We start from the raw sequence: 21900 nt of genomic DNA, 5'->3' as shown, positions 1-21900 counted from the left end.
GAAGACCATGCGTATCCTCATCACCAACGACGACGGCATCTCGGCCCGCGGGCTCGAGATCATGCAGACGATCGCGGCGGACCTCGCCGGCGAGGCAGGAGAGGTCTGGTGCGTCGCCCCGGCCTTCGAACAGTCGGGCGTCGCGCACAAGATCTCCTACACCCACCCGATGATGGTCTCGAAACTCGGCCCCCGCCGCTTCGCCGCCGAAGGCTCTCCCGCCGACTGCGTGCTGGCCGGCCTGCACGACGTGCTCAAGGGCGAAACCGTCGACCTCGTCCTGTCGGGCGTGAACCGCGGCAACAACTCGGCCGAGAACGCGCTCTACTCCGGCACCCTGGGCGGCGCCATGGAGGGCGCGCTGCAGGGCGTGCCGTCCTTCGCTCTGTCGCAGTACCTGGGCCCCGACAACTTTCAGGCCGACAACCCGTTCGAGGCGGCCGCCGTGCACGGCGCCGCGCTGGTGCGCAAGATCCTCGACACCCAGCCCGACGACCAGCAGGACTACCGGCTGTTCTACAACATCAACTTCCCGCCCTGCTCGGCGGCGAACGTGCGCGGCGCGCGCGTCACCACCCAGGGCTTCCGCCGCAACACGCGTTTCTCGACCGAACCGCATTTCTCGCCCTCGGGGCGCAAGTTCCTGTGGATCTCGGGCGGCGACCAGCAGGTGCCGACGCTGCCCGGCTCGGACGCGCATGCGAACCTCGACAACTACATCTCGGTCACCCCGATGCGCGCGGACCTGACCGCGCACGACATGCTCGAAGGGTTGAAGGCCATCGAATGACGGACAGCGCCGCCGAACGGAAGATGCAGTTCCTCTACACGCTGCGCGCGCGCGGCGTGACGGACAAGGCCACCCTGACGGCAATGGAAAAGATCGACCGCGGCCCCTTCGTCCGCGGCATCTTCGCCAACCGCGCCTACGAGGACACGCCGCTGCCGATCGACTGCGGGCAGACGATCTCCCAGCCCTCCATCGTCGGCATGATGACCCAGGCCCTGGCCGTGCGGCCGCGCGACAAGGTGCTCGAGATCGGGACCGGCTCGGGCTACCAGGCGGCCGTACTCAGCCAGATCGCCCGCCGGGTCTACACCGTCGACCGCCACGCGAGGCTGGTGCACGAGGCGCGCAAGCTCTTCGACCAGATGAACCTGTCGAACATCACCGCCATCGTGGCCGACGGATCGCACGGCCTGCCCGACCAGGCGCCGTTCGATCGCATCATCGTCACCGCCGCCGCCGAAGACCCGCCCGGCCCCCTATTGGCCCAGTTGAAGATTGGCGGTATTATGGTGTTGCCCGTCGGCCAGTCGGACACGGTCCAGAGCCTGATCCGTGTCCGTCGCAGCGAGGACGGGCTGCACTATGACGAACTCAGCCCGGTCCGCTTCGTGCCACTGGTCGAAGGGCTGGCGCGGGACTGATGAGACGGACAGGCGTGCCTCTGGCCAGGACCGGCCGGGGCGCAGAGCACAGAAACGAAAGCCCCGAGCAACAGGGGCGCGCCGAGGGATCGAACAGATGATCGTCACATACCGGACCGCCACCCGCGGCATCGCGGCCTCGCTGATTGCGCTGGCGGCGGGCTGCACCACCCCGCTCGACTACGACCTGCGCGGCAACTTCGACCAGTTCTCGACGGCCGAAGCCGCGCGGATGGCCACCGCCCCCCGGCCGCAGCCGGACAACCGCGGCGTGATCTCCTATCCGAACTATCAGGTCGCGGTCGCCCGCAACGGCGACACGGTGGCCAGCATCGCCACCCGCGTCGGCATCGACGCGCAGACGCTGGCCCGCCACAACGGCCTGCGCCCCGAGGACCAGCTGCGCCGGGACGAGGTGCTGTCGCTGCCCGCCCGAGTGGCCGAACCCTCGCCCGCCACCGGCGCCATCGGCACCGGCCCGATCCGCCCCGCCGGCCCCGGCACCGACATCACCTCGGTCGCCGGCAGCGCGATCGACCGCGCCGGCGCGGGCAGCGTGCAGACCACGACGCTCGCCCCCGCGCAGACCGCCGCCCCGGCCCCCGTCGCGCCGCAGGCCCAGACCGGGACCGAACCGACCCGCCACAAGGTCCAGCGCGGCGAGACCGCGTTCACCGTCTCGCGGCTCTACGGCGTGCCGATCGAGTTGCTGGGCGAATGGAACGGGCTCGACAGCAACTACACGATCCGCGAAGGGCAGTTCCTGCTGATCCCGGTCGCCGCCCAGACCGGCAGCCGCAGCGCCGCCGCCCCCGCGCCCCGCGCCACGACCGAGGCGCCGGGCACCGGATCGGCCACCCCGGTCCCGCCAAGCGCGGCCAGGCCGCTGCCGGCCGAAAAGACCGTGCCGCAGGCCAAGGCCGTGGCCGAGACGCCCAAGGCGCCCGACATCGGCCAGGCCGAGGCGGCCGCCGCCGCCAGCGCCGCTGCCATGGCCTTCCCGGTCAAGGGCAGCATCATCCGCGAGTACGCCAAGGGCCGGAACGACGGCATCGACATCCAGGCCAGCCCCGGCACCGCCGTCGGCGCGGCCGAGGCCGGCGAGGTCGCGGCGATCACCTCGGACGCCGAGGGCAACCACGTCGTGGTCATCCGCCACGACAACAAGCTGCTGACGATCTACTCGAACGTCTCGGGCATCGCGGTAAAGGAAAAGCAGAAGGTCAGCCGGGGCCAGAAGATCGCGGCGATCCCGGCCAGCGGCTCGCCCTACGTGCACTTCGAGGTCCGCAAGGGGCTCGAGAGCACCGACCCGATGCCCTATCTCCAGTAACGGACCGGTCAGGGGGGCGCTGCCCCCCGGCCTGCGGCCTCCCCCCGGGATACGAAACCAGGGGAAAGCGGCGGCGCGGCGCGGCTCAGGCCCTGAGCGCCACGCCCCTGCGGCCGGCGAGGTCGGTGAAGTACTGCCAGGCCACCCGGCCCGAGCGCGATCCGCGCGTGGCCTGCCACTCGATCGCCTCGGCCCGCAGGGTCGCATCGTCGATCTCGACGCCGTGCGCGTCGCAGTAGCCGCGGATCATGGCCAGGTAGCTGTCCTGGTCGCAGGCGTGGAAGCCCAGCCAGAGGCCGAAGCGGTCCGAGAGCGAGACCTTCTCCTCGACCGCCTCGCTCGGGTTGATGGCCGAGCCGCGCTCGTTCTCGATCATGTCGCGCGGCATCAGGTGCCGGCGGTTCGAGGTGGCGTAGAGCAGCACGTTCTCGGGCCGCCCGGCGATGCCGCCGTCGAGCACTGCCTTCAGCGACTTGTAGTGCTCGTCGTCATGGCTGAACGACAGGTCGTCGCAGAACAGCAGGAAGCGGTGGTCCGAGGCGGCCAAGATCTCCATCAGCCGGCCCACGGTGGGCAGGTCTTCGCGCTGGAGTTCCACGATCTTGAGCGGCAGGCCCTGGCGCAGCACCTCGGCATGGATCGCCTTGACCAGGCTCGACTTGCCCATCCCCCGCGCGCCCCAGAGCAGCGCGTTGTTGGCCGGAAGGCCGCGGGCGAACTGCAGCGTGTTGGCCAGCAGCGTGTCGCGCGACCGGTCGATGCCGACCAGCAGCTCGAGCCCCACGCGGTTCACCTTGCCCACCGGGGACAGACGCTCGGGGGCGACGTGCCAGACAAAGGCATCGGCGGCGTCGAAATCCGGCGCGGCCAGCGGCGCGGGCGCCATGCGCTCCAGCGCGGCGGCGATGCGGTCGAGCGGATCAGTCATCCCGGCGTTCGGGCTCCGCGGCCTCGGGCAGGTCGGCATCCGCCGCCGCTTCTGCCTCCGCGTCCTCGTCCTCGAACCAGAGCCCCTGCTCGCGCAGTTCGGCCTCTCGCTTGCGCTCGACCCGGCCCACCAGGAAGATCGACACCTCGTAGAGGCCGTAGACCACGACGAAGAGGATCACCTGGGTGATGACATCGGGCGGCGTGACCAGCGCGGCCAGCACCAGGATGCCGACGACGGCATACTTGCGCACCGATTTCAGCCCGCCGGACGACACCAGCCCGGCCTTGCCCATCAGCGTCAGCAGCACCGGCAGCTGGAAGCAGAGGCCGAAGGCGACGATGAACTTGATGGTCAGCGACAGGTATTCCTGTGCCGAGCCCTGGAAGGCGATGCCGGCGATGCCGTTGCCCTCGGGCCCGCCCTCGGCGATCACGCTGCCCGGCTGCTGAAAGCCCAGGAAGAAGTCGAAGGCCAGCGGCGTCACCACGTAGAAGGCGAACGAGGCGCCGAGCGCGAACATGATGGGCGAGGCTACCAGGAACGGCAGGAAGGCGTTCTTTTCCTTGCGGTAGAGCCCCGGCGCCACGAAGCGCCACATCTGGTAGGCGATGAACGGGAAGCTGAGGCAGAGCCCGCCCATCAGCGAGATCGAGATCGCGACGAAGAAGCCTTCCTGCAGCTTGATCAGGATCAGCCCGCAGTCGCCGACCTGGCCGCGGTCGGCCAGCGCGTTGCAGAGTGGCTGGGTCAGGAAGTTGAAGATCGGGTTCCAGACGGTGAAGCAGATCACCATCGCCACGACGAAGGCGCTGACCGAGTAGATCAGGCGGGTGCGCAGCTCGGCCAGGTGTTCGATCAGCGGGGCCGAGCTGTCCTCGAGCTCGTCCGTCTCGATGCTCATGTATTCGCGCCTCCAGAGGCGGTCTTGGGCTCGGCCGGCGCTTCGGGTGCGGCGGCGCCATTGGCCTTGGCCGGCTTGGCCGCCTTGGACTTGGTGCCCGACTTCGTGGTCTTGGTGGACTTGGCCGCCGGTTTCGCGGCCGGTTTCGACGCGGCCTTGGCCTTGGGCTTCGCCGGGGCCTCGGCCTTCGGCGCGGGCGTGGCGGCCGGAGTCGCGGCCGGCGTGGCGGCGGCTTCCTTGGCGGCGCCCGCGGCTTTCTCGGCGGCCGCGGCTTCCTCGGCCTGGCGCTTGGCGGCCTTCTCGGCGGTGGCGGCGTGGATCTTCTTGGCGGCCTCGGCGCGTTCCTCGGCCAGGCGGCCGGTGGCGCTGTCAGGCTCCCACTTGGTGAAGTCCGTGGCCTCCTTCAGCTTGTCGAGGCCCATCTTGCCGGGATTGGTCGCGTCCTTGAGGGACTTCGAGATGTCCTTCACCCCGGCGTCGTCCGCCGCCTCTTCCATCGCGCGGGTGAATTCGCGCGCCATGCCCTTCGCCTTGCCGACGAACCGGCCGACGTTGCGGAAGAGCACCGGCAGGTCCTTGGGCCCGACGACGATCAGGGCCACGATGCCGATCAGAAGAAGCTCGGTCCAGCCGAGGTCAAACATGTTGCGCTGTCCCGGTCATGGCTGAGGCTGGGCGCCTCAGGCCTTGTCCTTCTCTGCATCTGCCGGAGTGACGTCGCGCGCACCGGTGGCGGCGCTGTCTTCCAGCTCGTTCTGGCCGTCGGTGACGCCCTTCTTGAACGCGGTGATGCCCTTGCCGACCTCGCCCATCAGCGACGAGATCTTGCCGCGCCCGAAAAGCACCAGCACGACCACGGCGATCAGCAGCAGGCCGGGAAGTCCGATATTGTTCAGCATGGGTTCTGCTCCCTAGGTGGGCCCGCCTCCCCGCGGGCCGAAATGGTCAGGCATATCTAATAGGTCGCGGGGCGCGATGAAAGGCTCAATCCTTCACATTTGGTGGATTCGCCCCGCGCAGGCGGCTTTGTCGCATCGCGAACGGGCGGCGGCGCGGCCTGCCCCTACGGCAGGTCCGCGCCGCGCCGAATCGTGTCTCAGCCCCAGGGCCCGGGCTTGCGGCCGCGCTGCGGCGGCACGGCGCGCGGCGCTTGCGGCGGCACCTCGGCCCCGCCCCAGGGATCGCCCTGCGGCGGCTCAGGGGCGCGCGGGGCGGCATCGCGGCGCGGCGACGGCGCGGCACCCTGGCCCATCTCGGCGGCCAGCTGGCGCAGGGCCGCCACGCGGTTCTCGGTCGCCGGGTGGGTGGCAAAGAGCGCGTCGCGCTTGTGCGCGTGCAGCGGGTTGATGATGAACATGTGGGCGGTGGCCGGGTTGTTCTCGGCCGCGACGTTGTCGATCCGGGCCGCACCGCGCTGGATCTGCTCCAGCGCCGAGGCGAGCCAGAGCGGATGGCCGCAGATCTGCGCCCCTTCCTTGTCCGCGGCATATTCGCGGGTCCGGCTGATCGCCATCTGCACCAGCGCCGCCGCCATCGGGGCCAGGATCATCATCGCGATGGTGCCGATGGTCCCCAGCCGCTCGCGCGAGCCGCCGAAGAAGAGCGCAAAGTTGGCCAGCATGGAAATCGCGCCGGCAAAGGTCGCGGTGACGGTCATGATCGCGGTGTCGTGGTTCTTGATATGCGCCAGCTCGTGCGCCACCACGCCCGCCAGCTCCTCGCGCGACAGCGTGCGCATCAGCCCCGCGGTCACCGCCACGGCGGCGTTCGTCGGGTTGCGCCCGGTGGCAAAGGCGTTCGGCTGGTCGGTCTGGATCAGGTAGACGGCGGGCGTCGGCAGCCCGGCGTTGCGCGACAGCTCGGCCACCATCTGGTGCAGGCCGTAGGGATCGTTGGCCCCCAGCGGCTGCGCATTGTGCATGCGCAGGACCATCTTGTCGGAATTCCACCAGGTCATCAGGTTCATGACCGCCGCCACGACCAGCGCGATCAGCGCGCCGCCCGATCCGCCCAGCAGGTAGCCCACGCCCATGAAGAGCGCGGTCATCGCCGCCATCAGTATCGCTGTCTTGACGTACCCCATCCCAGGTCTCCGGCAGGCGCCCGTCGCGGGCGCGGTCCCTTGGGATATAGAGGCGGGGCCTCGTGATGCAATCGGGTGCGCACCGGGCCGTGAACGGCGTCGGGTGGGGGCGAACCCCACCCTGCGACAGGTCGCGACCGGAGTTCGCCGCGTCGGGTGGGGTTTCCCCCACCCCTGCGTTCAGGCCAGCATCGCCATCGGGTTCTCGAGGTTCTCGACGATCGCCTGCAGCAGTTCCGCCCCGAGCGCCCCGTCGATCACCCGGTGATCGACGCTCAGCGTGACCGACATCACCGTCGCGACCGTCACCGCGCCGTCGTCGCCGACGACCGGTTTCTTCACCCCGGCCCCGACGGCGAGGATCGCGCCGTGCGGCGGGTTGATCACCGCGTCGAAGTTGTCGATCCCGAACATCCCCAGGTTCGACACCGCGAAGCTGCCGCCCTGGTACTCATGCGGCGCCAGCTTGCGGTCGCGTGCCCGGGCGGCGAGGTCCTTCATCTCGGTCGAAAGCTTCGACAGCGACTTCGCATCCGCATCCCGCAGCACCGGCGTGAAGAGCCCGCCCTCGATCGCGACGGCCACCGCCACGTCCGACGGCGTCAGCTCCAGCACCCGGTCGCCCGCCCAGACGGCGTTGGCCTTCGGCACCGCCTGCAGCGCCAGCGCGCAGGCCTTGATGATGAAGTCGTTGACCGACAGCTTCACGCCCCGGCCCTCGAGCTGCTTGTTGAGCTCGCCGCGGAACTTCAGCAGCGCGTCGATCCTGATGTCGCGCCGCAGGTAGAAATGCGGGATCGTCTGCTTGGCCTCGGTCAGCCGCGCCGCGATCGTCCTGCGCATCCCGTCGAGCTTCACCTCGGTGAACTCGCGGTCGGCATACATCTTGAGCACGGTGTCGGTGGACGGCCCCGCCGCCACCGGCGCAGCGCCTGCGGCTGCCGCTTTCGGCGCCTCGGCCCTGGCCGCCGCGGGCTTGGCCTCCAGCACGTCCGCCTTCACGATCCGGCCTTTCGGACCCGAGCCTTCGATCTGCGCAAGGTCGAGGCCCTTGTCCTTGGCGATCCGCCGCGCCAGCGGCGAGGCAAAGATGCGCCCGCCGTCGGCATCCTTGGGCGCCGCCGGCGCCTTGGTGTCGCTCTTCTCCACCGCCCCGCCGGACTTGGGCGCGGCGTCGGACTTGGCGGCCGGCGCATCTTCCTTCGCCTCAGCCTTGGCCTCCGCCTTCGGCGCGGCCTTGACCTCGCCGATGTCGTCGGCGCTCTCGCCCTCTTCCAGCAGAACGGCGATCGGCGCGTTCACCTTCACGCCCTCGGTGCCTTCGGCCACGAGGATCTTTCCGATCACGCCCTCGTCGACGGCCTCGAACTCCATCGTCGCCTTGTCGGTTTCGATCTCGGCCAGCAGGTCGCCGGAGGAGACGGTGTCGCCCTCCTTCACCAGCCACTTCGCCAGCGTGCCCTCCTCCATCGTGGGGGACAGCGCGGGCATCAGGATCTCGGTCGGCATCTCTGGCTCTCCTTACCTGTAGGTGACCTGGCGCACGGCTTCGAGGACCTCGTCCGTCGTCACCAGCGCCAGTTTCTCGAGGTTGGCGGCATAGGGCATCGGCACGTCCTTGCCGGTGCAGTTGATCACCGGCGCGTCGAGGTAGTCGAACGCGCGCTGCATGATCGTCGCCCCGATGTGGTTGCCGATGGAGCCGACGGGCCAGCCTTCCTCGATGGTCACGCAGCGGTTCGTCTTCATGACCGAGGCGATCACCGTGTCATAGTCGATGGGCCGCAGGGTCCGCAGGTCGATCACCTCGGCCGAAACGCCATCTTCCGCAAGCTTGTCAGCGGCTTCCAGCGCGTACTGCATCCCGATGCCAAAGCTCACCAGCGTCACGTCGGTGCCCTCGCGCCAGATCTTGGCCTTGCCGAAGGGGATGGTGAAGTCGTCCAGCACCGGCACCTCGAAGGACCGCCCGTAAAGGATTTCATTCTCAAGGAAAACCACCGGGTTCGGATCGCGGATCGCGCTTTTCAGCAGGCCCTTGGCATCGGCCGCCGAATAGGGCTGCACGACCTTGAGGCCGGGGATCTGCGCGTACCACGCGGCATAGTCCTGGCTGTGCTGCGCCGCCACCCGCGCCGCGGCGCCGTTCGGCCCCCGGAACACGATCGGCGCGCCCATCTGGCCGCCCGACATGTAGAGCGTCTTGGCAGCCGAGTTGATAATGTGGTCAATGGCTTGCATGGCGAAGTTGAACGTCATGAACTCGACGATCGGGCGCAGCCCACCAAGTGCCGCACCGACACCGATCCCGGCAAACCCGTGCTCGGTGATCGGGGTGTCGATCACCCGCTTGGCCCCGAACTCGTCCAGCAGGCCTTGCGTGACCTTGTAGGCGCCCTGGTACTCGGCCACCTCCTCGCCCATGACAAAGACGTTGGGGTTGTCCCGCATCTCCTCGGCCATGGCGTCGCGCAGCGCCTCGCGGACGGTCTGCGTCTTCATCTCGGTGCCCTCGGGCCAGTCGGGCGTCTGGTCGGGCTTGGGCGCCTCGGGGGCCTTCGCCCCGGCCGGGGCCTTGGCGGCCTTCGGCTCCTCCTTGGTCTCGGACTTCGCCGGCGCGGCCTTGGTCTCGCCGATGTCGTCGGCGCTCTCGCCCTCTTCCAGCAGCACGGCGATCGGGGCGTTCACCTTCACACCCTCGGTCCCCTCGCTGACCAGGATCTTCCCGATCGTGCCCTCGTCGACGGCCTCGAATTCCATCGTCGCCTTGTCTGTCTCGATCTCGGCCAGGATATCGCCGGAAGAGACGGTGTCGCCCTCCTTCACCAGCCACTTGGCCAGCGTGCCCTCTTCCATCGTCGGGCTCAGCGCGGGCATCAGAATTTCGGTCGGCATCTCGCGTCTCCCCCTCAGGCGTCTTCTTCCATCGCCGCGCCCTGCGGGATGTCGTCTGCATAGATATCGGTCCAGAGCTCGCTGGCCTCCGGCTCCGGGCTCTCCTTGGCGAACTCGGCCGACTGGTTCACGATGTCCTTGATCTCCTTGTCGATCGCCTTGAGGTCATCCTCTGTCGCGTGCTTGCCCGAGATCAGCAGGTCGCGGACGTGTTCGATGCCGTCCTTCTCGTCGCGCATCTTCTGCACCTCCTCGCGGGTCCGGTACTTGGCCGGGTCCGACATGGAATGCCCGCGGTAGCGATAGGTCTTCACCTCGAGGATGTAGGGCCCCTTGCCCTCGCGGCAGTGCGCGACGGCCTTCTCGCCCGCCTCCTTCACCGCCAGCACGTCCATCCCGTCGACCAGCTCGCCCGGAATGCCGAAAGGCGCGCCGCGGGTATAGATGTCCTCGGTCGAGGTCGACCGCTTCTGCGACGTGCCCATGGCGTACTGGTTGTTCTCGATCACGAAGATCACCGGCAGCTTCCAGAGCGCCGCCATGTTGAACGTCTCGTAGACCTGCCCCTGGTTCGCCGCGCCGTCACCGAAATAGGTGAAGGTCACGCGCCCGTTCTCGAGGTACTTGTCGGCAAACGCCAGCCCTGCCCCCAGCGGCACGTTGGCGCCGACAATGCCGTGGCCGCCATAGAAATGCTTCTCGCGGCTGAACATGTGCATCGAGCCGCCCTTGCCCTTGGAATACCCGCCCTCGCGGCCCGTGAGCTCGGCCATCACCCCGTCGGGGTTCATCCCGCAGGCCAGCATGTGGCCGTGGTCGCGATAGGTGGTGATGCGCTTGTCGCCCTCCTCGGCCGCGGATTCGAGGCCGACGACGACCGCCTCCTGCCCGATGTAGAGGTGACAGAAGCCACCGATCAGCCCCATGCCGTAAAGCTGCCCGGCCTTCTCCTCGAAGCGCCGGATCAGCAGCATGTCGCGATAGAATTGCTTGAGCTCATCGGCCGAAACATTCGGCTTGGCGGCGGGTTTGCGGGTCGCCATGATCGCGCTCCTCCCGAGATGGTTTAGCGTTAAACTATTTATTACAGCATTCTCTCCGGCCATGCGAGAGCGAATTTGACGCAAGGACGATGACAGGCGGCGGGGCACCTGTCATGCTCCACCTATGGCAGAGAAGATCGAAGTCGAGAACGTGAATCATCCCGGCCGGGTGGAGCGTGTGGACGCCGCGAAATACGCCGCGATGCACCGCGCGGTGCTGGCCGCCCTGCCGCCGGGCGCCGGCCCGCTGACCGTCGCCGAACTGCGCACCGCCCTCGATCCGCACCTGTCGCAGGATCATTTCCCCGGCGGCGCGACCGCGGGCTGGTGGCTGAAATGCGTGCATCTCGACCTCGAGGCCAAGGGCGTCCTGCAGCGCGAGGCCCGGCCACCCGTCCGCCTCAGCCGCCCGCCCGGCCGTTAACCGCGCCTCACCGCACCGTGCGGAAAATACCGACGTGATACCGACGCAATACCGACGTCCGATTTCGGCGATTTCGGGGTTCTCGGCGGCCCGTCCGGGCTCAGCGAATGACGATCTCGTCGCTGCGCACCATGCCCAGCACGTCGCGCGCCTGCTGGTCCAGCAGGTCGAGGTCGAGGTAGTCGTCCGACAGCCGCTGGGTCAGGTTCTCCATCCGCGCCACGTCTCTTTCCAGCGCGCCCAGCTGCGCTTTCAGCTCCTCGGCCTCGCCCAGAATCTCGGCCCGGCGAAACAGGCCGTAATCCCCCTGCACGGCGGCGAAGGTGAAATAGAGCCCAAGGCCGAAGACGATGAAAAAGAACATGACCGCGCCAAGCGCGGGACGGTTGCGGATGGTCATTCTCTGCCTCTTCTCCGCCTCTTACGGGCGGATGCTCGCACCATGACACAACCGATTCGCCTTGTGAATCCCCCTCGTGCAAACGTGATTCGAAAAATCCCGCCACTGGCGCTTTCCTGCGCCGCCCGCAGATGTCATCGTGCCCGGCAGGAGGATCCCCCATGCCGATTTCCGCCCCCGACGCGCATCTCGCCACGCACGAGGTCGCCAACCAGCCCGTCCCCCGCCGACGCCGCGATTTCTGGGCCGAGGACCATGTCCTGCAGGCCGCCGCCACCCGCACCGGCGCCGACACCACCGCCCTTGCCCGCGCCGGCGCCGCCTTCGGCACCCCCGAGGCGCTCACCGCCGCCGATGACGCCCGCCGCGACAAGCCCCGCCTGCTCACCCACGACCGCACCGGACGCCGCGTTGACGAAGTGCACTTCAACGCGGGCTATCACGCCTGCATGACCCTCGGCCTCGAACACGGCTACGCCGCCACCGCCTGGGACGGCACCCCCGGCGGCCACGCCACCCACGCGGCGATGGTCTACCTGATGAGCCAGCTCGAACCCGGCGCCTGCTGCCCGATGACCATGACCTACGCGGCCCACCCGGCGCTGGCCGCCGATGCGACCCTCGCCGCCGAATGGCAGCCGAAGCTGGCCGCCCGCACCTACGATCCCCGCCCGGTTCCGGTCCGGGAGAAGGCCGCCGTCACCATGGGCATGGCAATGACCGAGAAGCAGGGCGGCTCCGACGTCCGCGCCAATGCCACCCAGGCGGTCCGCGACGGCGATCACTACCGCCTGACCGGGCACAAGTGGTTCTGCTCCGCGCCGATGTCCGACGGCTTCCTCACCCTCGCCCAGGCCCCCGAGGGGCTGACCTGCTTCCTCGTCCCCCGCTGGCTCGACGGCACCCGCAACCCGTTCCGCCTGCAGCGCCTCAAGGACAAGCTCGGCAACCACGCCAATGCCTCCTCCGAGGTGGAGTTCGACCAGACCCTCGCCTACCGCCTCGGCGACGAGGGCGCGGGCGTGCGCACCATCATCGAGATGGTGCACCACACCCGGCTCGACACCGCCATGGCCCCCGCCGGCCTGATGCGCGCCGCGCTGTCCGAGGCGCAGTGGTGGGCCGCCTCCCGCACCGCCTTCCAGCGCCGGCTGATCGACCAGCCGCTGATGCGCGCCGTGCTCGCCGACCTCGCGCTCGACTGGGAGGGCACGCTCGCCCTCGGCCTCGCCGCCGCCCATGCCTTCGACGGCGACAGCGAAGCGGACCGCGCGCTGTCGCGCATCGCGGTGGCGCTGGCCAAGTACCTCGGCAACAAGCTCTGCCCGATCGTGACGGTCGAGGCGATGGAGGCGCTTGGCGGCATGGGCTACGTCGAAGAGACGCCGATGCCGATGCTCTACCGCGAAGCGCCGCTGAACGGCATCTGGGAAGGATCGGGCAACGTGATCTGCCTCGACATCCTGCGCACCCTGCACCGCGCGCCCGACAGCGCCGAGGCGCTGACCGCCGCGCTGATGGCCGCCACCGGCACCGACCGCGCCTACGACGCCGCGCTCAAGGCCCATGTCGCCCGCTGGCCCGGCGCCCCGGACGAGGCCGAGGCACGCTGGTTCGCCGAAAGCCTGGCCCGCCTGCTGGCCGCGGCCGAGCTGATCCGCCACGCCCCCGGCGCCGTTGCCGACGCCTTCTGCGCCACCCGCCTGACCGGCGACCGCGGCCGCCTCACCGGGGCGATCCCGGCGGCCGACCACGGCGCCATTCTCGACCGGATCGCCTGACCCGACCTTCCTCTGGTCACGTATCCTGGGGGAGTTTGAGGGGGCAAGGCCCCCTCATCCGATCATGGATCACGCGCGAGGGGCCGCAGGGCCCGCGCTCCGCCGGATCGGGTCAGCCCGCGACCGAGGCCGCGTGGATGCTCGAGATCGTCTTGCCCAGCTCGCCGTCGAACTCGCCGTCGGCCTGCTGCGCCGACAGCCCCTCGGTCAGGGCGCGGCTGAAGGACGCGATCATGCCGGTGTTCCGCGACAGCCGGTCGTTCGCCTCGTCCCGCGAATAGCCGCCCGACAGCGCCACCACCCGCATCACGCGGGGATGGTCGATCAGCGGCTTGTAGAAATTCGCCTCTTCGGGAAGCGTCAGCTTGAGCATCACCTGGATGTCCTCCGGCAGCGCATCCAGCTGGGCCGCGATCTCGTCGCGCAGGATCGCCTCGGCCTCGGCCTTGTCGGCGATCGAGATCGTGACCTCGGGCTCGATGATCGGGATCAGGCCGTGGGCCAGGATCTGGCGGCCGACCTCGAACTGCTGGGCGACGTTGGCGCGGATGCCCGAGGGCGAGGCCTTGTTGATGACCGACCGCATCTTGGTGCCGAAGATGCCCTTGGACACCGCCTTGTTCAGCAGCGCATCCAGCTCGGGCATCGGCTTCATCAGCTGCACGCCGTCGACCTCGTCGGCCAGGCCCTTGTCGACCTTAAGGAACGGCACCACGCCGCGCTCTTCCCAGAGGTACTGCGCGGTCGGCACGCCGTCGATCTCGCCGTCCATGGTGCGTTCGAACAGGATCGCGCCGATCACCTTCTCACCGGTGAAGGCGGGCGACTTGATGATCCGCGCGCGCATCTCGTGGATCAGGCCGAACATCTCGTCATCGCCGGAATAGGCGTCCTCGCCGATCCCGTAGAGCCGCAGCGCCTTGGGGGTCGATCCGCCGCTCTGGTCCAGCGCCGCCACGAATCCCGCGCCGCTGCGCATCTGGTCTGCCTGTTTCTCGTTCGCCATGATTATCGCCTGAAATTGCTGAAAACACTGGGCCTCTGCCCCTCGACCCGACTTCTAGGCGAGGGGTATGACAGATTCAATTCTGGTGGCGCTAACGCGCCGCCGTCAACCGCCGAGCGCCGCGACCCCGGGCAGAGTCTTGCCTTCCATCCATTCCAGGAACGCGCCGCCCGCGGTCGAGATATAGGTGAATTCCTCCGCCGCGCCCGAGGTGTTGAGCGCCGCGACCGTGTCGCCGCCGCCGGCGACCGACACCAGCTTGCCCGCGCGGGTCAGCTCTGCCGCCTTCCTTGCCGCCGCGTTGGTCGCCGCGTCGAACGGCTCCAGCTCGAACGCGCCGAGCGGGCCGTTCCAGACCAGCGTCGCGGCCTCGGCAAAGATCTGTTCGATCCGCGTCACTGCCTCGGGGCCTGCGTCGAGGATCATCGCGTCGTCGGGGCAATCCGTGACCGCCACCACCTCGTGCGGGGCGTTGGCCTTGAACTCCTTCGCCACCACCACGTCGGCGGGCAGCACGATGGTGCAGCCGAGGTCCAGCGCCTTGAGCCGGATCTGCGCCGCCGTCTCGGTCATGTCGTGCTCGCAGAGCGACTTGCCCACGTGCACCCCGCGCGCGGCGAGGAAGGTGTTGGCCATGCCGCCGCCGATCACCAGGTGGTCGACCTTCTCGACCAGGTTGCCCAGCAGGTCGAGCTTGGTCGACACCTTCGCGCCGCCCACCACGGCCACCACCGGGCGCTTGGGCTGGCCAAGCGCAGCCTCCAGCGCCTCGAGCTCGGCCTGCATCAGCCGGCCGGCGCAGGACGGCAGCAGGTGCGCCAGCCCCTCGGTCGAGGCATGGGCCCGGTGCGCCGCGGAAAACGCGTCGTTGCAGTAGATGTCGCCAAGCGCGGCGAGGCGCTTTGCAAAATCGGGGTCGTTCTTTTCCTCGCCCGGATGGAAACGGACGTTTTCCAGCAGCAGGACATCGGCCTCGGTCTGTTCCTCGGTGCCGCGTTCCAGCGCCTCGAGCGTCTCGACAAAGGTCACCTTGCGGCCAAGCGCGGTGCGCAGCGCCGGCAGCACCACGCGCAGCGACATCTCGGGCACGACCTTGCCCTTGGGCCGGCCGAAATGCGCCAGCAGCAGCGGTTTTCCGCCCTGCGCGAGGATGTCGTTCAGCGTCGGCACGATCCGTTCGATCCGGGTCGCGTCGGTGACCTTGCCGCCCTCCACGGGCACGTTGATATCCACGCGGACCAGCACGCGCTTGCCCGCGAGGTCCATGTCATCCAGCGTCTTCCAACCCATCAATCTCTCCTGGCGGTGCCCGGTTTCGCGCGTTTCATGGCCGGTGCGGCGCGGGGCGTCAACCGCACATGGCTTGGCAATCCGCCGCCGGTCTCTTAATTGGGTCACAAACCACCAGAGGAGCGCCGAAATGGCCGAGATCAAGGATCCCGAAAACACCATCCTCATCGAGCTGAAGGACGGCACCGTCACCATCGAGCTTCTGCCCGATGTTGCCCCCAAGCATTCCGAGCGGATGAAAGAGCTGGCCCGCGCCGGCGCCTATGACAACGTCGCCTTCCACCGCGTGATCGACGGCTTCATGGCCCAGACCGGCGACGTGGAGCATGGCGACATGGAAGACGGCTTCAACCTGCGCCGCGCCGGCACCGGCGGGTCCGACCTGCCCGACCTGCCGGCCGAATTCTCGCGCCTGCCGCACGACCGCGGCACCCTGGGCGCGGCCCGGTCGCAGAACCCGAACTCGGCCAACTCGCAGTTCTTCATCAACTTCAAGGACAACCACTTCCTCAACGGCCAGTACACCGTCTACGGCCGCGTGATCGAGGGGATGGAGCATGTCGACGCGATCACCCGGGGCGAGCCGCCGGCGACGCCGGACCGCATGATCTCGGTCAAGGTGGCAGCGGATGCGTAACCTTCTGACGGCCACGGCGCTGGCGGGGCTGATGGCCCTGCCCGCCCATGCCACCGGCCTCGACATCGAGATCGCGGGCGAGGCCAACGGCACCGTGCACATCGACCTTTTCGAGGACGTCGCCCCCCAGCACGTCGAGCGGATCGCCAAGCTGGCCGCCGACGGCGCCTATGACGACGTCTACTTCCACCGCGTGATCGAGGGCTTCATGGCCCAGACCGGCGACGTGGAATTCGCCAAGGTCGGCGGCAACATGGCGCGCGCGGGCACCGGCGGATCGGACCTGCCCGACCTGCCCGCCGAGTTCTCGGACCGGCCGTTCGAACGCGGCACCGTCGGCATGGCCCGCGCGGCCAACCCGGACAGCGCCAACTCGCAGTTCTTCATCATGTTCGCCCCCGGCCCGTTCCTGAACGGCGACTACACCGTCGTCGGCCAGGTCACCGAGGGCATGGAGGTGATCGACGCGATCAAGCGCGGCCAGGGTCAGAGCGGCGCCGTCACCGGCGAGCCGGACCGCATGGTCAAGGTCACCGTCACCGACTGAGGGCCCCAGGCCCGCGAGTTCCCCGGCGCCCGTTCGGCGCCGGGCCGTTCATCCCCTCGTGTTCCGTTTTTCTGGAGGGAAGGATGCAGGTCGCCCTGCGCACAATTCTGATGGCCGTCTGGGGGCTGCTGCTGCCGCTGGCCGCAGCGGCCCAGAACCCGATGCTCGACCGGGCCTGGCCCAAGACCGATTTCACCCGGTTCACCGTCGATCCCAGCCGGATCCACACCGTCGGCCACGAACGCGACACGATCCCGTCGCTCAGCCGTCCCACCATGCTGCCGCAGGCCTCGGCCGAGCTTGCCCCCGTCGAGGCGGTGCTGGCGCTCGACCCCGGCGAGGGGCCCGCCCGCGCCTACCCGCTGCGCTACCTGATGCGCCACATGGTGGTGAACGACCGCATCGGCGACCTGGCCGTGGCGGTGACCTACTGTGCGCCCTCGAATTCGGCCCAGGTCTTCGACCGCCGCATCTCGGACGAAGAGACGGTGTCGCTGGGGGTTGCGGGGCTGATCCGGCTGTCAAACGCGCTGCTCTACGACCGGCAGACCGAAAGCTGGTGGCAGCAGGCCACCGGCACGGCGCTGGTCGGCGCGCGGGCGGGCACCACGCTGCGGACCCTGCCCGCCGAACGGACGAGCTGGGCCGCGTTCCGCGCCGCCCATCCCGACGGCGTGGTCATGGCCCCGCCCGAAGGGTGGGGCTTCGACTATGCCGCCAACCCGCTGCCCGCCTACGACACCACCCTGCCGCCCCGCTACTACCAGGGAAACCCGCCCCCGAACGGCATCCCGATGCTGGCCCGGATGGTGCGGATCGGCACCCGCGCCTGGCCGCTGGCCCGGATCGCCGCAAGCGGCACGCTGACCGAGGCGGGCTATACCCTGTCCTGGACCGCGGGCATGGCCTCACCCGTCGATGCCGCCGGGGTCGCGGACGGTCGGGACGTGGGGATGGTCCGGGTGCGCGACGCACAGGGCCGCGCGGTGGCGCACGACGTGCTCTTCGCCTTTGCCTTCGACGCCCATTGGCCCGAGGGCGAATGGATGCTGAGCAGCTGCCTAAACCGGGTCGACGGCCACCCCTGCTGAGGGGCGCGGCGGGTCAGGCGGCCGCGGCCGTCGCGGTCTCGCGGATGCGCTGGATCATCGCGCGCAGGCCGTTCGAGCGTTGCGCCGACAGGTGGTCCTGCAGGCTCAGCCGCGCCAGTTCGCCGCCCGCGTCGATGCCCGGCACCTCGGCCACCGGGGCACCGTTGTAGAGCGCACGGAGCACCGCGATCAGCCCGCGCACGATCATCGCGTCGCTGTCGCCGTCGAAGGTGAAGGTCCCGCCCTCGATCCGGGGATGCAGCCAGACCTGGCTGGCGCAGCCGTCGACCTTGGTCGCGGGCGTCTTCAGCGCATCGTCCAGCGGCGGCATCGCCTTGCCCAGGTCGATCACGTGGCGATAGCGGTCTTCCCAGTCCTCGAGGAACTCGAAATCCGCCACGATGTCCTCGAATGCGTCCTGTGCCATGTCAGGCCCTCCTGTTGCGCCCCACCTAAGCGGAGCGGGCCGCAAGATCCAGCCCCCGCCCCGGCAGCAAGCGCCTTTTCAACGCGCTTTCGATACGTTACCCCGTTCCGGGACGTGACGAGGCAAAGGCTTTCATGATGCGCAAGACGACCGCCCTCCTGCTGATTTCATCGCTGGCTCTGGCAGGCTGCGGCAATTCGCGGCTGAACCCGGTGAACTGGTTCGGCGGCGCCCAGGAAACCACCGTCTCGGCCGAGGCCGGCAACCCGCTGATCCCGCGCCAGTCCGGCCTGACCGCCCGCGCGCCGGATGTCTACAGGGGCGTGCCCGTGGGCCAGATCACCAGCCTCGTGGTCGAACCGATCCCCGGCGGTGCCATCGTCCGGGTCGAAGGCGTAGCCGACCGGCAGGGCGCCTACGACGTGCAACTGGTGCCTTTCACCCTGGCGGACGAGCCGGTGAACGGCGTGCTGGCCTACACCCTGGCCGCCCGGCTGCTGCCGCGCGCGCCCGTGGGCACGCCGGCCTCGCGCCAGATCGTGGCCGCGCATTACCTGGACGAAGATCAGCTGGCCGGCACCCGCGAGATCCGGGTCGAAGGGGCCCGCAACGCGCTCAGCACGCGCCGCTGAGCCGGCTCAGAGTTCGACGATCTGGACCTGCTGGCCGCGCGCGGCCAGCCCCACCTTGCCCTCGCAGAGCAGCAGCGCGTCTTCACCGAAGACCTCGCGCCGCCAGCCCTTGAGCGCCGGCAGGTCGCGTTCCCCCGCCGCGATGGCATCGAGGTCCGCGGTCGGCGCGATCAGCCGCGCGGCGACACCGGCGGCATCGCTCTTGGCCTTCAGCAGCACGCGCAGCAGGTCGGCCAGCGCCGGGTTCACCTGCATCTTCTCGCGGCTCTTGTCGACCTCGGGGTAATCCTCGGGCTTGCAGTTGCTGCCCGCCTCCACCGCCGCCAGGATGCCGTCGGCGATGTCGCCCTTGCGGGCCTCGCGCAGCAGCAGCCGCGAGCGGCCCAGGTCCTTCAGGTCGCGCGGCTTGGTCGAGGCAAGCTCGACCAGCGCGTCGTCCTTGAAGACCCGGTTGCGCGGGATGTTGCGGGTCTGGGCATAGCTTTCGCGGAACCGCGCGAGTTCGCGCAGGATGGCAAGGAACTTGCCCGAATTGGTCCGGGTGCGCACCCGCTGCCACGCGTCCTCGGGATGGACGACATAGGTTTCGGGGTTGGTGAGGATTTCCATCTCCTCCTCCACCCATTTCTCGCGCTTGGTCTTCTTGATCCGCGCGTCGAGGAATTCGTAGATGTCGCGCAGGTGCGTGACGTCGGCCAGCGCGTATTTCTTCTGCGCGTCGCTCAGTGGGCGGCGCGACCAGTCGGTGAAGCGCGACGACTTGTCGAGCTGCTGGCGCGCGATCTTCTTGACCAGCGTCTCGTAGCCCACCTGCTCGCCGAAGCCGCAGACCATCGCCGCGACCTGGGTGTCGAACAGCGGCTCGGGGATCACGCCCGCATCGACCTGGAAGATCTCGAGGTCCTGGCGCGCCGCGTGGAACACCTTCACGACCGAGGTGTCGCGGAACAGCTCGTAGAGCGGGTCGAGCGACAGCGTCTCCGACAGCGGGTCGACCAGCACGGCATTCTCGTCGCCCTCGCCCGGCATGGCGAGCTGCACGAGGCACAGCTGGGAGTAGTAGGTGCGTTCCCTCAGGAACTCGGTATCGACGGTGACGTAATCGCATTCCGAGGCGCGCTTGCAGAATTCGGCCAGTTCCTCGGTGGTTGTCAGTGTCTGCATTTGAATCCGTTGATCAGCGAAAACGGCGCAAGCCGTCCGGGCGGTATATCGCAATGCGAAACGCTTGAAAAGCGCACGGGATTGCCGTCAGGGCAGCAGGATCGGGCTGCGATCGCCTGCCGCGAAACGGCGCAGCACGGCGGGGTAGAGCAGGTGTTCCTGCACCAGCACCCGCGCGGCGAGGTCGGCGGGCGTGTCCCCCGGCAGGACCGGCACGCGCGACTGGCCCAGGATCGGCCCCTCGTCCAGCTCGGGCGTCACCTCGTGCACGGTGCAGCCCGCCTCGGTCTCGCCCGCCTCGATGGCGCGGGCGTGCGTGTGCAGCCCGCGGTACTTCGGCAGCAGCGAGGGGTGGATGTTCAGCATCCGGCCTTCCCAGCGGCGCACGAAACCCTCGGTCAGCACGCGCATGAACCCGGCCAGGCAGACGATGTCGGGTTCTGCCGCCTCCAGCGGTTCGGACAGCGCCGCCTCGAAGGCCGGGCGGTCCCCCTTGAAGGGCTTGTGGCTGACGGCGGCGACAGGCACCCCCATCTCGCGCGCGCGGACAAGGCCGCCCGCCTCCGGGTCGTTCGACAGGACAAGAACGGGCCGCGCCGGGTGATCGCCGGTCATGCTCTCGACCAGCTTCACCATGTTCGACCCGCCGCCCGACACCAGGATGGCGACGCGTTTGGTCACGAAAGCTGGCCCGTGTAAGTCACCTTGCCGCTGTCCGTCACGGTGCCCAGGGTGGCGACGGTCTCGCCCTGCTCGCGCAGCAGCGCGGCGATCGCCTCGGCCCGGTCCGGCGCCACGACGACGACCATGCCGATGCCCGAGTTGAAGGTCTTGAGCATCTCGGCGGTCTCGATCCCGCCGGTCTCCTGCAGCCACTTGAAGACGGGCGGCAGGCTCCAGGCGGTCAGGTCGATCTCGGCGCCCGGCACGACGCGCGGCAGGTTCTCGGTCAACCCGCCGCCGGTGATGTGGGCCAGCGCCTTCACGCCGCCCGCGCGCACGGCGGCCAGCGCCTGCGTCACGTAAAGCCGCGTCGGCGTCAGCAGCGCCTCGCCCAGCGTCCCCTCGCCCCACGGGCAGGCCGCGTCCCAGCCCAGGCCCGAGATCTCGACCAGCTTGCGGACCAGCGAATAGCCGTTGGAATGCACCCCGTCCGAGGCAAGGCCCAGCAGCACGTCGCCGACCTGCACGTCGCGCGGCAGGTCGCTGCCCCTCTCCATCGCGCCGACGGCAAAACCCGCGAGGTCGAAATCGCCCTCGGGATACATGCCCGGCATCTCGGCCGTCTCGCCGCCGATCAGCGCGCAGTTCGACCGCACGCAGCCCTCGGCGATGCCCTCGACCACGCGAGCGGCGTGATCGACCGACAGCTTCCCGGTGGCAAAGTAGTCGAGGAAGAAGAGCGGCTCGGCCCCCTGGCAGACCAGGTCGTTCACGCACATCGCGACAAGGTCGATGCCCACCCCGTCGACATGCCCGGTGTCGATGGCGATGCGCAGCTTGGTGCCCACGCCGTCGGTGGCCGCGACGAGGATCGGGTCGGTATAGCCCGCCCCCTTGAGGTCGAAGAGCGCGCCGAACCCGCCAAGCCCCGACATCGTGCCGGGCCGCTCGGTGCGTTTCGCCGCCGGTTTGATCCGGTCGACCAGCGCGTTGCCCGCGTCGATGTCCACGCCCGCATCGGCGTAGGTGATGCCGTTCTTGCCACTCATGTCCCGCCCTCCGGTGGTTTCGTGGTGCGATACGGCAGGACGCGGGCGGAGTCCACGGGGGAGAGGCCGGCGGGACCCGAGTAATCGCCGCAGGTCGCAGATACGCGCGCTTCCGCCGCCAGCCGCATCGCCGCTGATGCACGGCCCGCACCGCCGTGTTAGCGTTTCCGTA

24 protein-coding genes are annotated in these 21900 nt (G+C 69.1%); 9 read left to right on the top strand and 15 right to left on the bottom strand.

Annotation, left to right across the window (positions count from 1 at the left end):
• The first annotated feature begins 7 nt into the window (after positions 1 to 7).
• The 3 genes from surE (at position 8) to ACE2AC_RS01235 (ending at position 2764) form a co-directional block, all read left to right on the top strand.
• Entirely contained in the window at positions 8 to 790 is a 783-nt protein-coding gene (gene surE, locus ACE2AC_RS01245; RefSeq protein ID WP_375690324.1) for a 5'/3'-nucleotidase SurE, read from the top strand.
• A complete protein-coding gene (locus ACE2AC_RS01240) occupies positions 787 to 1431 on the top strand; it encodes a protein-L-isoaspartate(D-aspartate) O-methyltransferase (protein ID WP_375690323.1) in 645 nt (214 codons plus the stop codon). Before surE ends, ACE2AC_RS01240 begins: the two co-directional genes overlap by 4 nt.
• A gap of 97 nt (positions 1432 to 1528) precedes the next feature.
• Positions 1529 to 2764, top strand: coding sequence for a peptidoglycan DD-metalloendopeptidase family protein (locus ACE2AC_RS01235; RefSeq protein WP_375690322.1), 1236 nt, complete (start codon positions 1529 to 1531; stop codon positions 2762 to 2764).
• 85 nt (positions 2765 to 2849) lie between these two features.
• Here ACE2AC_RS01235 and ACE2AC_RS01230 read toward each other — a convergent pair whose 3' ends face one another.
• The 8 genes from ACE2AC_RS01230 to pdhA form a co-directional block, all read right to left on the bottom strand.
• Positions 2850 to 3692: an ATP-binding protein gene (locus tag ACE2AC_RS01230; protein ID WP_375690321.1), complete on the bottom strand. Its 843-nt coding sequence runs from the start codon at positions 3690 to 3692 to the stop codon at positions 2850 to 2852.
• Positions 3685 to 4596 (bottom strand): twin-arginine translocase subunit TatC, encoded by a 912-nt coding sequence (tatC, locus tag ACE2AC_RS01225; protein WP_375690320.1) that lies wholly within the window; start codon positions 4594 to 4596, stop codon positions 3685 to 3687. Before tatC ends, ACE2AC_RS01230 begins: the two co-directional genes overlap by 8 nt.
• A complete protein-coding gene (gene tatB / locus ACE2AC_RS01220) occupies positions 4593 to 5240 on the bottom strand; it encodes a Sec-independent protein translocase protein TatB (protein WP_375690319.1) in 648 nt (215 codons plus the stop codon). Before tatB ends, tatC begins: the two co-directional genes overlap by 4 nt.
• 36 nt (positions 5241 to 5276) lie before the next feature.
• The gene (locus ACE2AC_RS01215) at positions 5277 to 5495 is read right to left on the bottom strand and encodes a twin-arginine translocase TatA/TatE family subunit (protein WP_375690318.1); all 219 of its coding nucleotides are present in this window, start codon (positions 5493 to 5495) and stop codon (positions 5277 to 5279) included.
• Between the two features lie 197 nt (positions 5496 to 5692).
• Entirely contained in the window at positions 5693 to 6679 is a 987-nt protein-coding gene (gene htpX / locus ACE2AC_RS01210; RefSeq protein WP_375690317.1) for a zinc metalloprotease HtpX, read from the bottom strand.
• A 180-nt stretch (positions 6680 to 6859) separates the two neighbouring features.
• Positions 6860 to 8188 carry a pyruvate dehydrogenase complex dihydrolipoamide acetyltransferase gene (locus ACE2AC_RS01205; RefSeq protein ID WP_375690316.1) on the bottom strand — a complete coding sequence of 443 codons (1329 nt, stop codon included), beginning with the start codon at positions 8186 to 8188 and terminating at the stop codon, positions 6860 to 6862.
• Positions 8189 to 8200: 12 nt separating this feature from the next.
• A complete protein-coding gene (locus ACE2AC_RS01200) occupies positions 8201 to 9574 on the bottom strand; it encodes a pyruvate dehydrogenase complex E1 component subunit beta (RefSeq protein ID WP_375690315.1) in 1374 nt (457 codons plus the stop codon).
• A gap of 14 nt (positions 9575 to 9588) precedes the next feature.
• Positions 9589 to 10617, bottom strand: coding sequence for a pyruvate dehydrogenase (acetyl-transferring) E1 component subunit alpha (pdhA, locus tag ACE2AC_RS01195; protein ID WP_375690314.1), 1029 nt, complete (start codon positions 10615 to 10617; stop codon positions 9589 to 9591).
• A 124-nt stretch (positions 10618 to 10741) separates the two neighbouring features.
• Between pdhA and ACE2AC_RS01190 the strand changes: the two genes are divergently transcribed.
• The gene (locus tag ACE2AC_RS01190) at positions 10742 to 11041 is read left to right on the top strand and encodes a DUF6958 family protein (protein WP_375690313.1); all 300 of its coding nucleotides are present in this window, start codon (positions 10742 to 10744) and stop codon (positions 11039 to 11041) included.
• Positions 11042 to 11141: 100 nt separating this feature from the next.
• Here the strand turns inward: ACE2AC_RS01190 and ACE2AC_RS01185 are convergent, their stop codons facing one another.
• Positions 11142 to 11441 (bottom strand): septum formation initiator family protein, encoded by a 300-nt coding sequence (locus tag ACE2AC_RS01185; protein ID WP_375690312.1) that lies wholly within the window; start codon positions 11439 to 11441, stop codon positions 11142 to 11144.
• Positions 11442 to 11602: 161 nt separating this feature from the next.
• On the opposite strand from ACE2AC_RS01185, the gene ACE2AC_RS01180 reads away from it, so the two are divergent.
• Complete coding sequence (locus tag ACE2AC_RS01180; RefSeq protein ID WP_375690311.1) at positions 11603 to 13222, top strand: acyl-CoA dehydrogenase family protein; 1620 nt, start codon at positions 11603 to 11605, stop codon at positions 13220 to 13222.
• A 112-nt stretch (positions 13223 to 13334) separates the two neighbouring features.
• Here ACE2AC_RS01180 and ACE2AC_RS01175 read toward each other — a convergent pair whose 3' ends face one another.
• Entirely contained in the window at positions 13335 to 14228 is an 894-nt protein-coding gene (locus tag ACE2AC_RS01175; protein ID WP_375690310.1) for a fructose bisphosphate aldolase, read from the bottom strand.
• Positions 14229 to 14333: 105 nt separating this feature from the next.
• Positions 14334 to 15518, bottom strand: coding sequence for a phosphoglycerate kinase (locus ACE2AC_RS01170; RefSeq protein WP_375690309.1), 1185 nt, complete (start codon positions 15516 to 15518; stop codon positions 14334 to 14336).
• A 130-nt stretch (positions 15519 to 15648) separates the two neighbouring features.
• On the opposite strand from ACE2AC_RS01170, the gene ACE2AC_RS01165 reads away from it, so the two are divergent.
• The 3 genes from ACE2AC_RS01165 (at position 15649) to ACE2AC_RS01155 (ending at position 17793) form a co-directional block, all read left to right on the top strand.
• Positions 15649 to 16155, top strand: coding sequence for a peptidylprolyl isomerase (locus ACE2AC_RS01165; protein WP_375690308.1), 507 nt, complete (start codon positions 15649 to 15651; stop codon positions 16153 to 16155).
• Positions 16148 to 16702 carry a peptidylprolyl isomerase gene (locus ACE2AC_RS01160; RefSeq protein WP_375690307.1) on the top strand — a complete coding sequence of 185 codons (555 nt, stop codon included), beginning with the start codon at positions 16148 to 16150 and terminating at the stop codon, positions 16700 to 16702. The genes ACE2AC_RS01165 and ACE2AC_RS01160 overlap by 8 nt, the downstream gene beginning before the upstream one ends.
• Before the next feature lie 83 nt (positions 16703 to 16785).
• A complete protein-coding gene (locus ACE2AC_RS01155) occupies positions 16786 to 17793 on the top strand; it encodes a DUF3179 domain-containing (seleno)protein (protein ID WP_375690306.1) in 1008 nt (335 codons plus the stop codon).
• Between the two features lie 13 nt (positions 17794 to 17806).
• Here ACE2AC_RS01155 and ACE2AC_RS01150 read toward each other — a convergent pair whose 3' ends face one another.
• Positions 17807 to 18220, bottom strand: a complete 414-nt coding sequence (locus ACE2AC_RS01150) for a SufE family protein (RefSeq protein ID WP_375690305.1) — start codon at positions 18218 to 18220, stop codon at positions 17807 to 17809.
• Between the two features lie 137 nt (positions 18221 to 18357).
• On the opposite strand from ACE2AC_RS01150, the gene ACE2AC_RS01145 reads away from it, so the two are divergent.
• Positions 18358 to 18852 (top strand): hypothetical protein, encoded by a 495-nt coding sequence (locus tag ACE2AC_RS01145; protein ID WP_375690304.1) that lies wholly within the window; start codon positions 18358 to 18360, stop codon positions 18850 to 18852.
• A 6-nt stretch (positions 18853 to 18858) separates the two neighbouring features.
• Here the strand turns inward: ACE2AC_RS01145 and rnd are convergent, their stop codons facing one another.
• The 3 genes from rnd to purM form a co-directional block, all read right to left on the bottom strand.
• Positions 18859 to 20016: a ribonuclease D gene (rnd, locus tag ACE2AC_RS01140; protein ID WP_375690303.1), complete on the bottom strand. Its 1158-nt coding sequence runs from the start codon at positions 20014 to 20016 to the stop codon at positions 18859 to 18861.
• Positions 20017 to 20103: 87 nt separating this feature from the next.
• Complete coding sequence (purN, locus tag ACE2AC_RS01135; protein WP_375692052.1) at positions 20104 to 20652, bottom strand: phosphoribosylglycinamide formyltransferase; 549 nt, start codon at positions 20650 to 20652, stop codon at positions 20104 to 20106.
• 41 nt (positions 20653 to 20693) lie between these two features.
• Positions 20694 to 21728 carry a phosphoribosylformylglycinamidine cyclo-ligase gene (gene purM, locus ACE2AC_RS01130; RefSeq protein WP_375690302.1) on the bottom strand — a complete coding sequence of 345 codons (1035 nt, stop codon included), beginning with the start codon at positions 21726 to 21728 and terminating at the stop codon, positions 20694 to 20696.
• Between the last annotated feature and the right edge of the window lie 172 nt (positions 21729 to 21900).

Origin of the sequence: Pseudooceanicola sp. LIPI14-2-Ac024 (genome assembly GCF_042188925.1) — a bacterium.
In the GTDB taxonomy this organism is placed as follows: Bacteria; Pseudomonadota; Alphaproteobacteria; order Rhodobacterales; family Rhodobacteraceae; genus Pseudooceanicola.
This window is presented reverse-complemented; position numbering and strand designations above follow the sequence as displayed.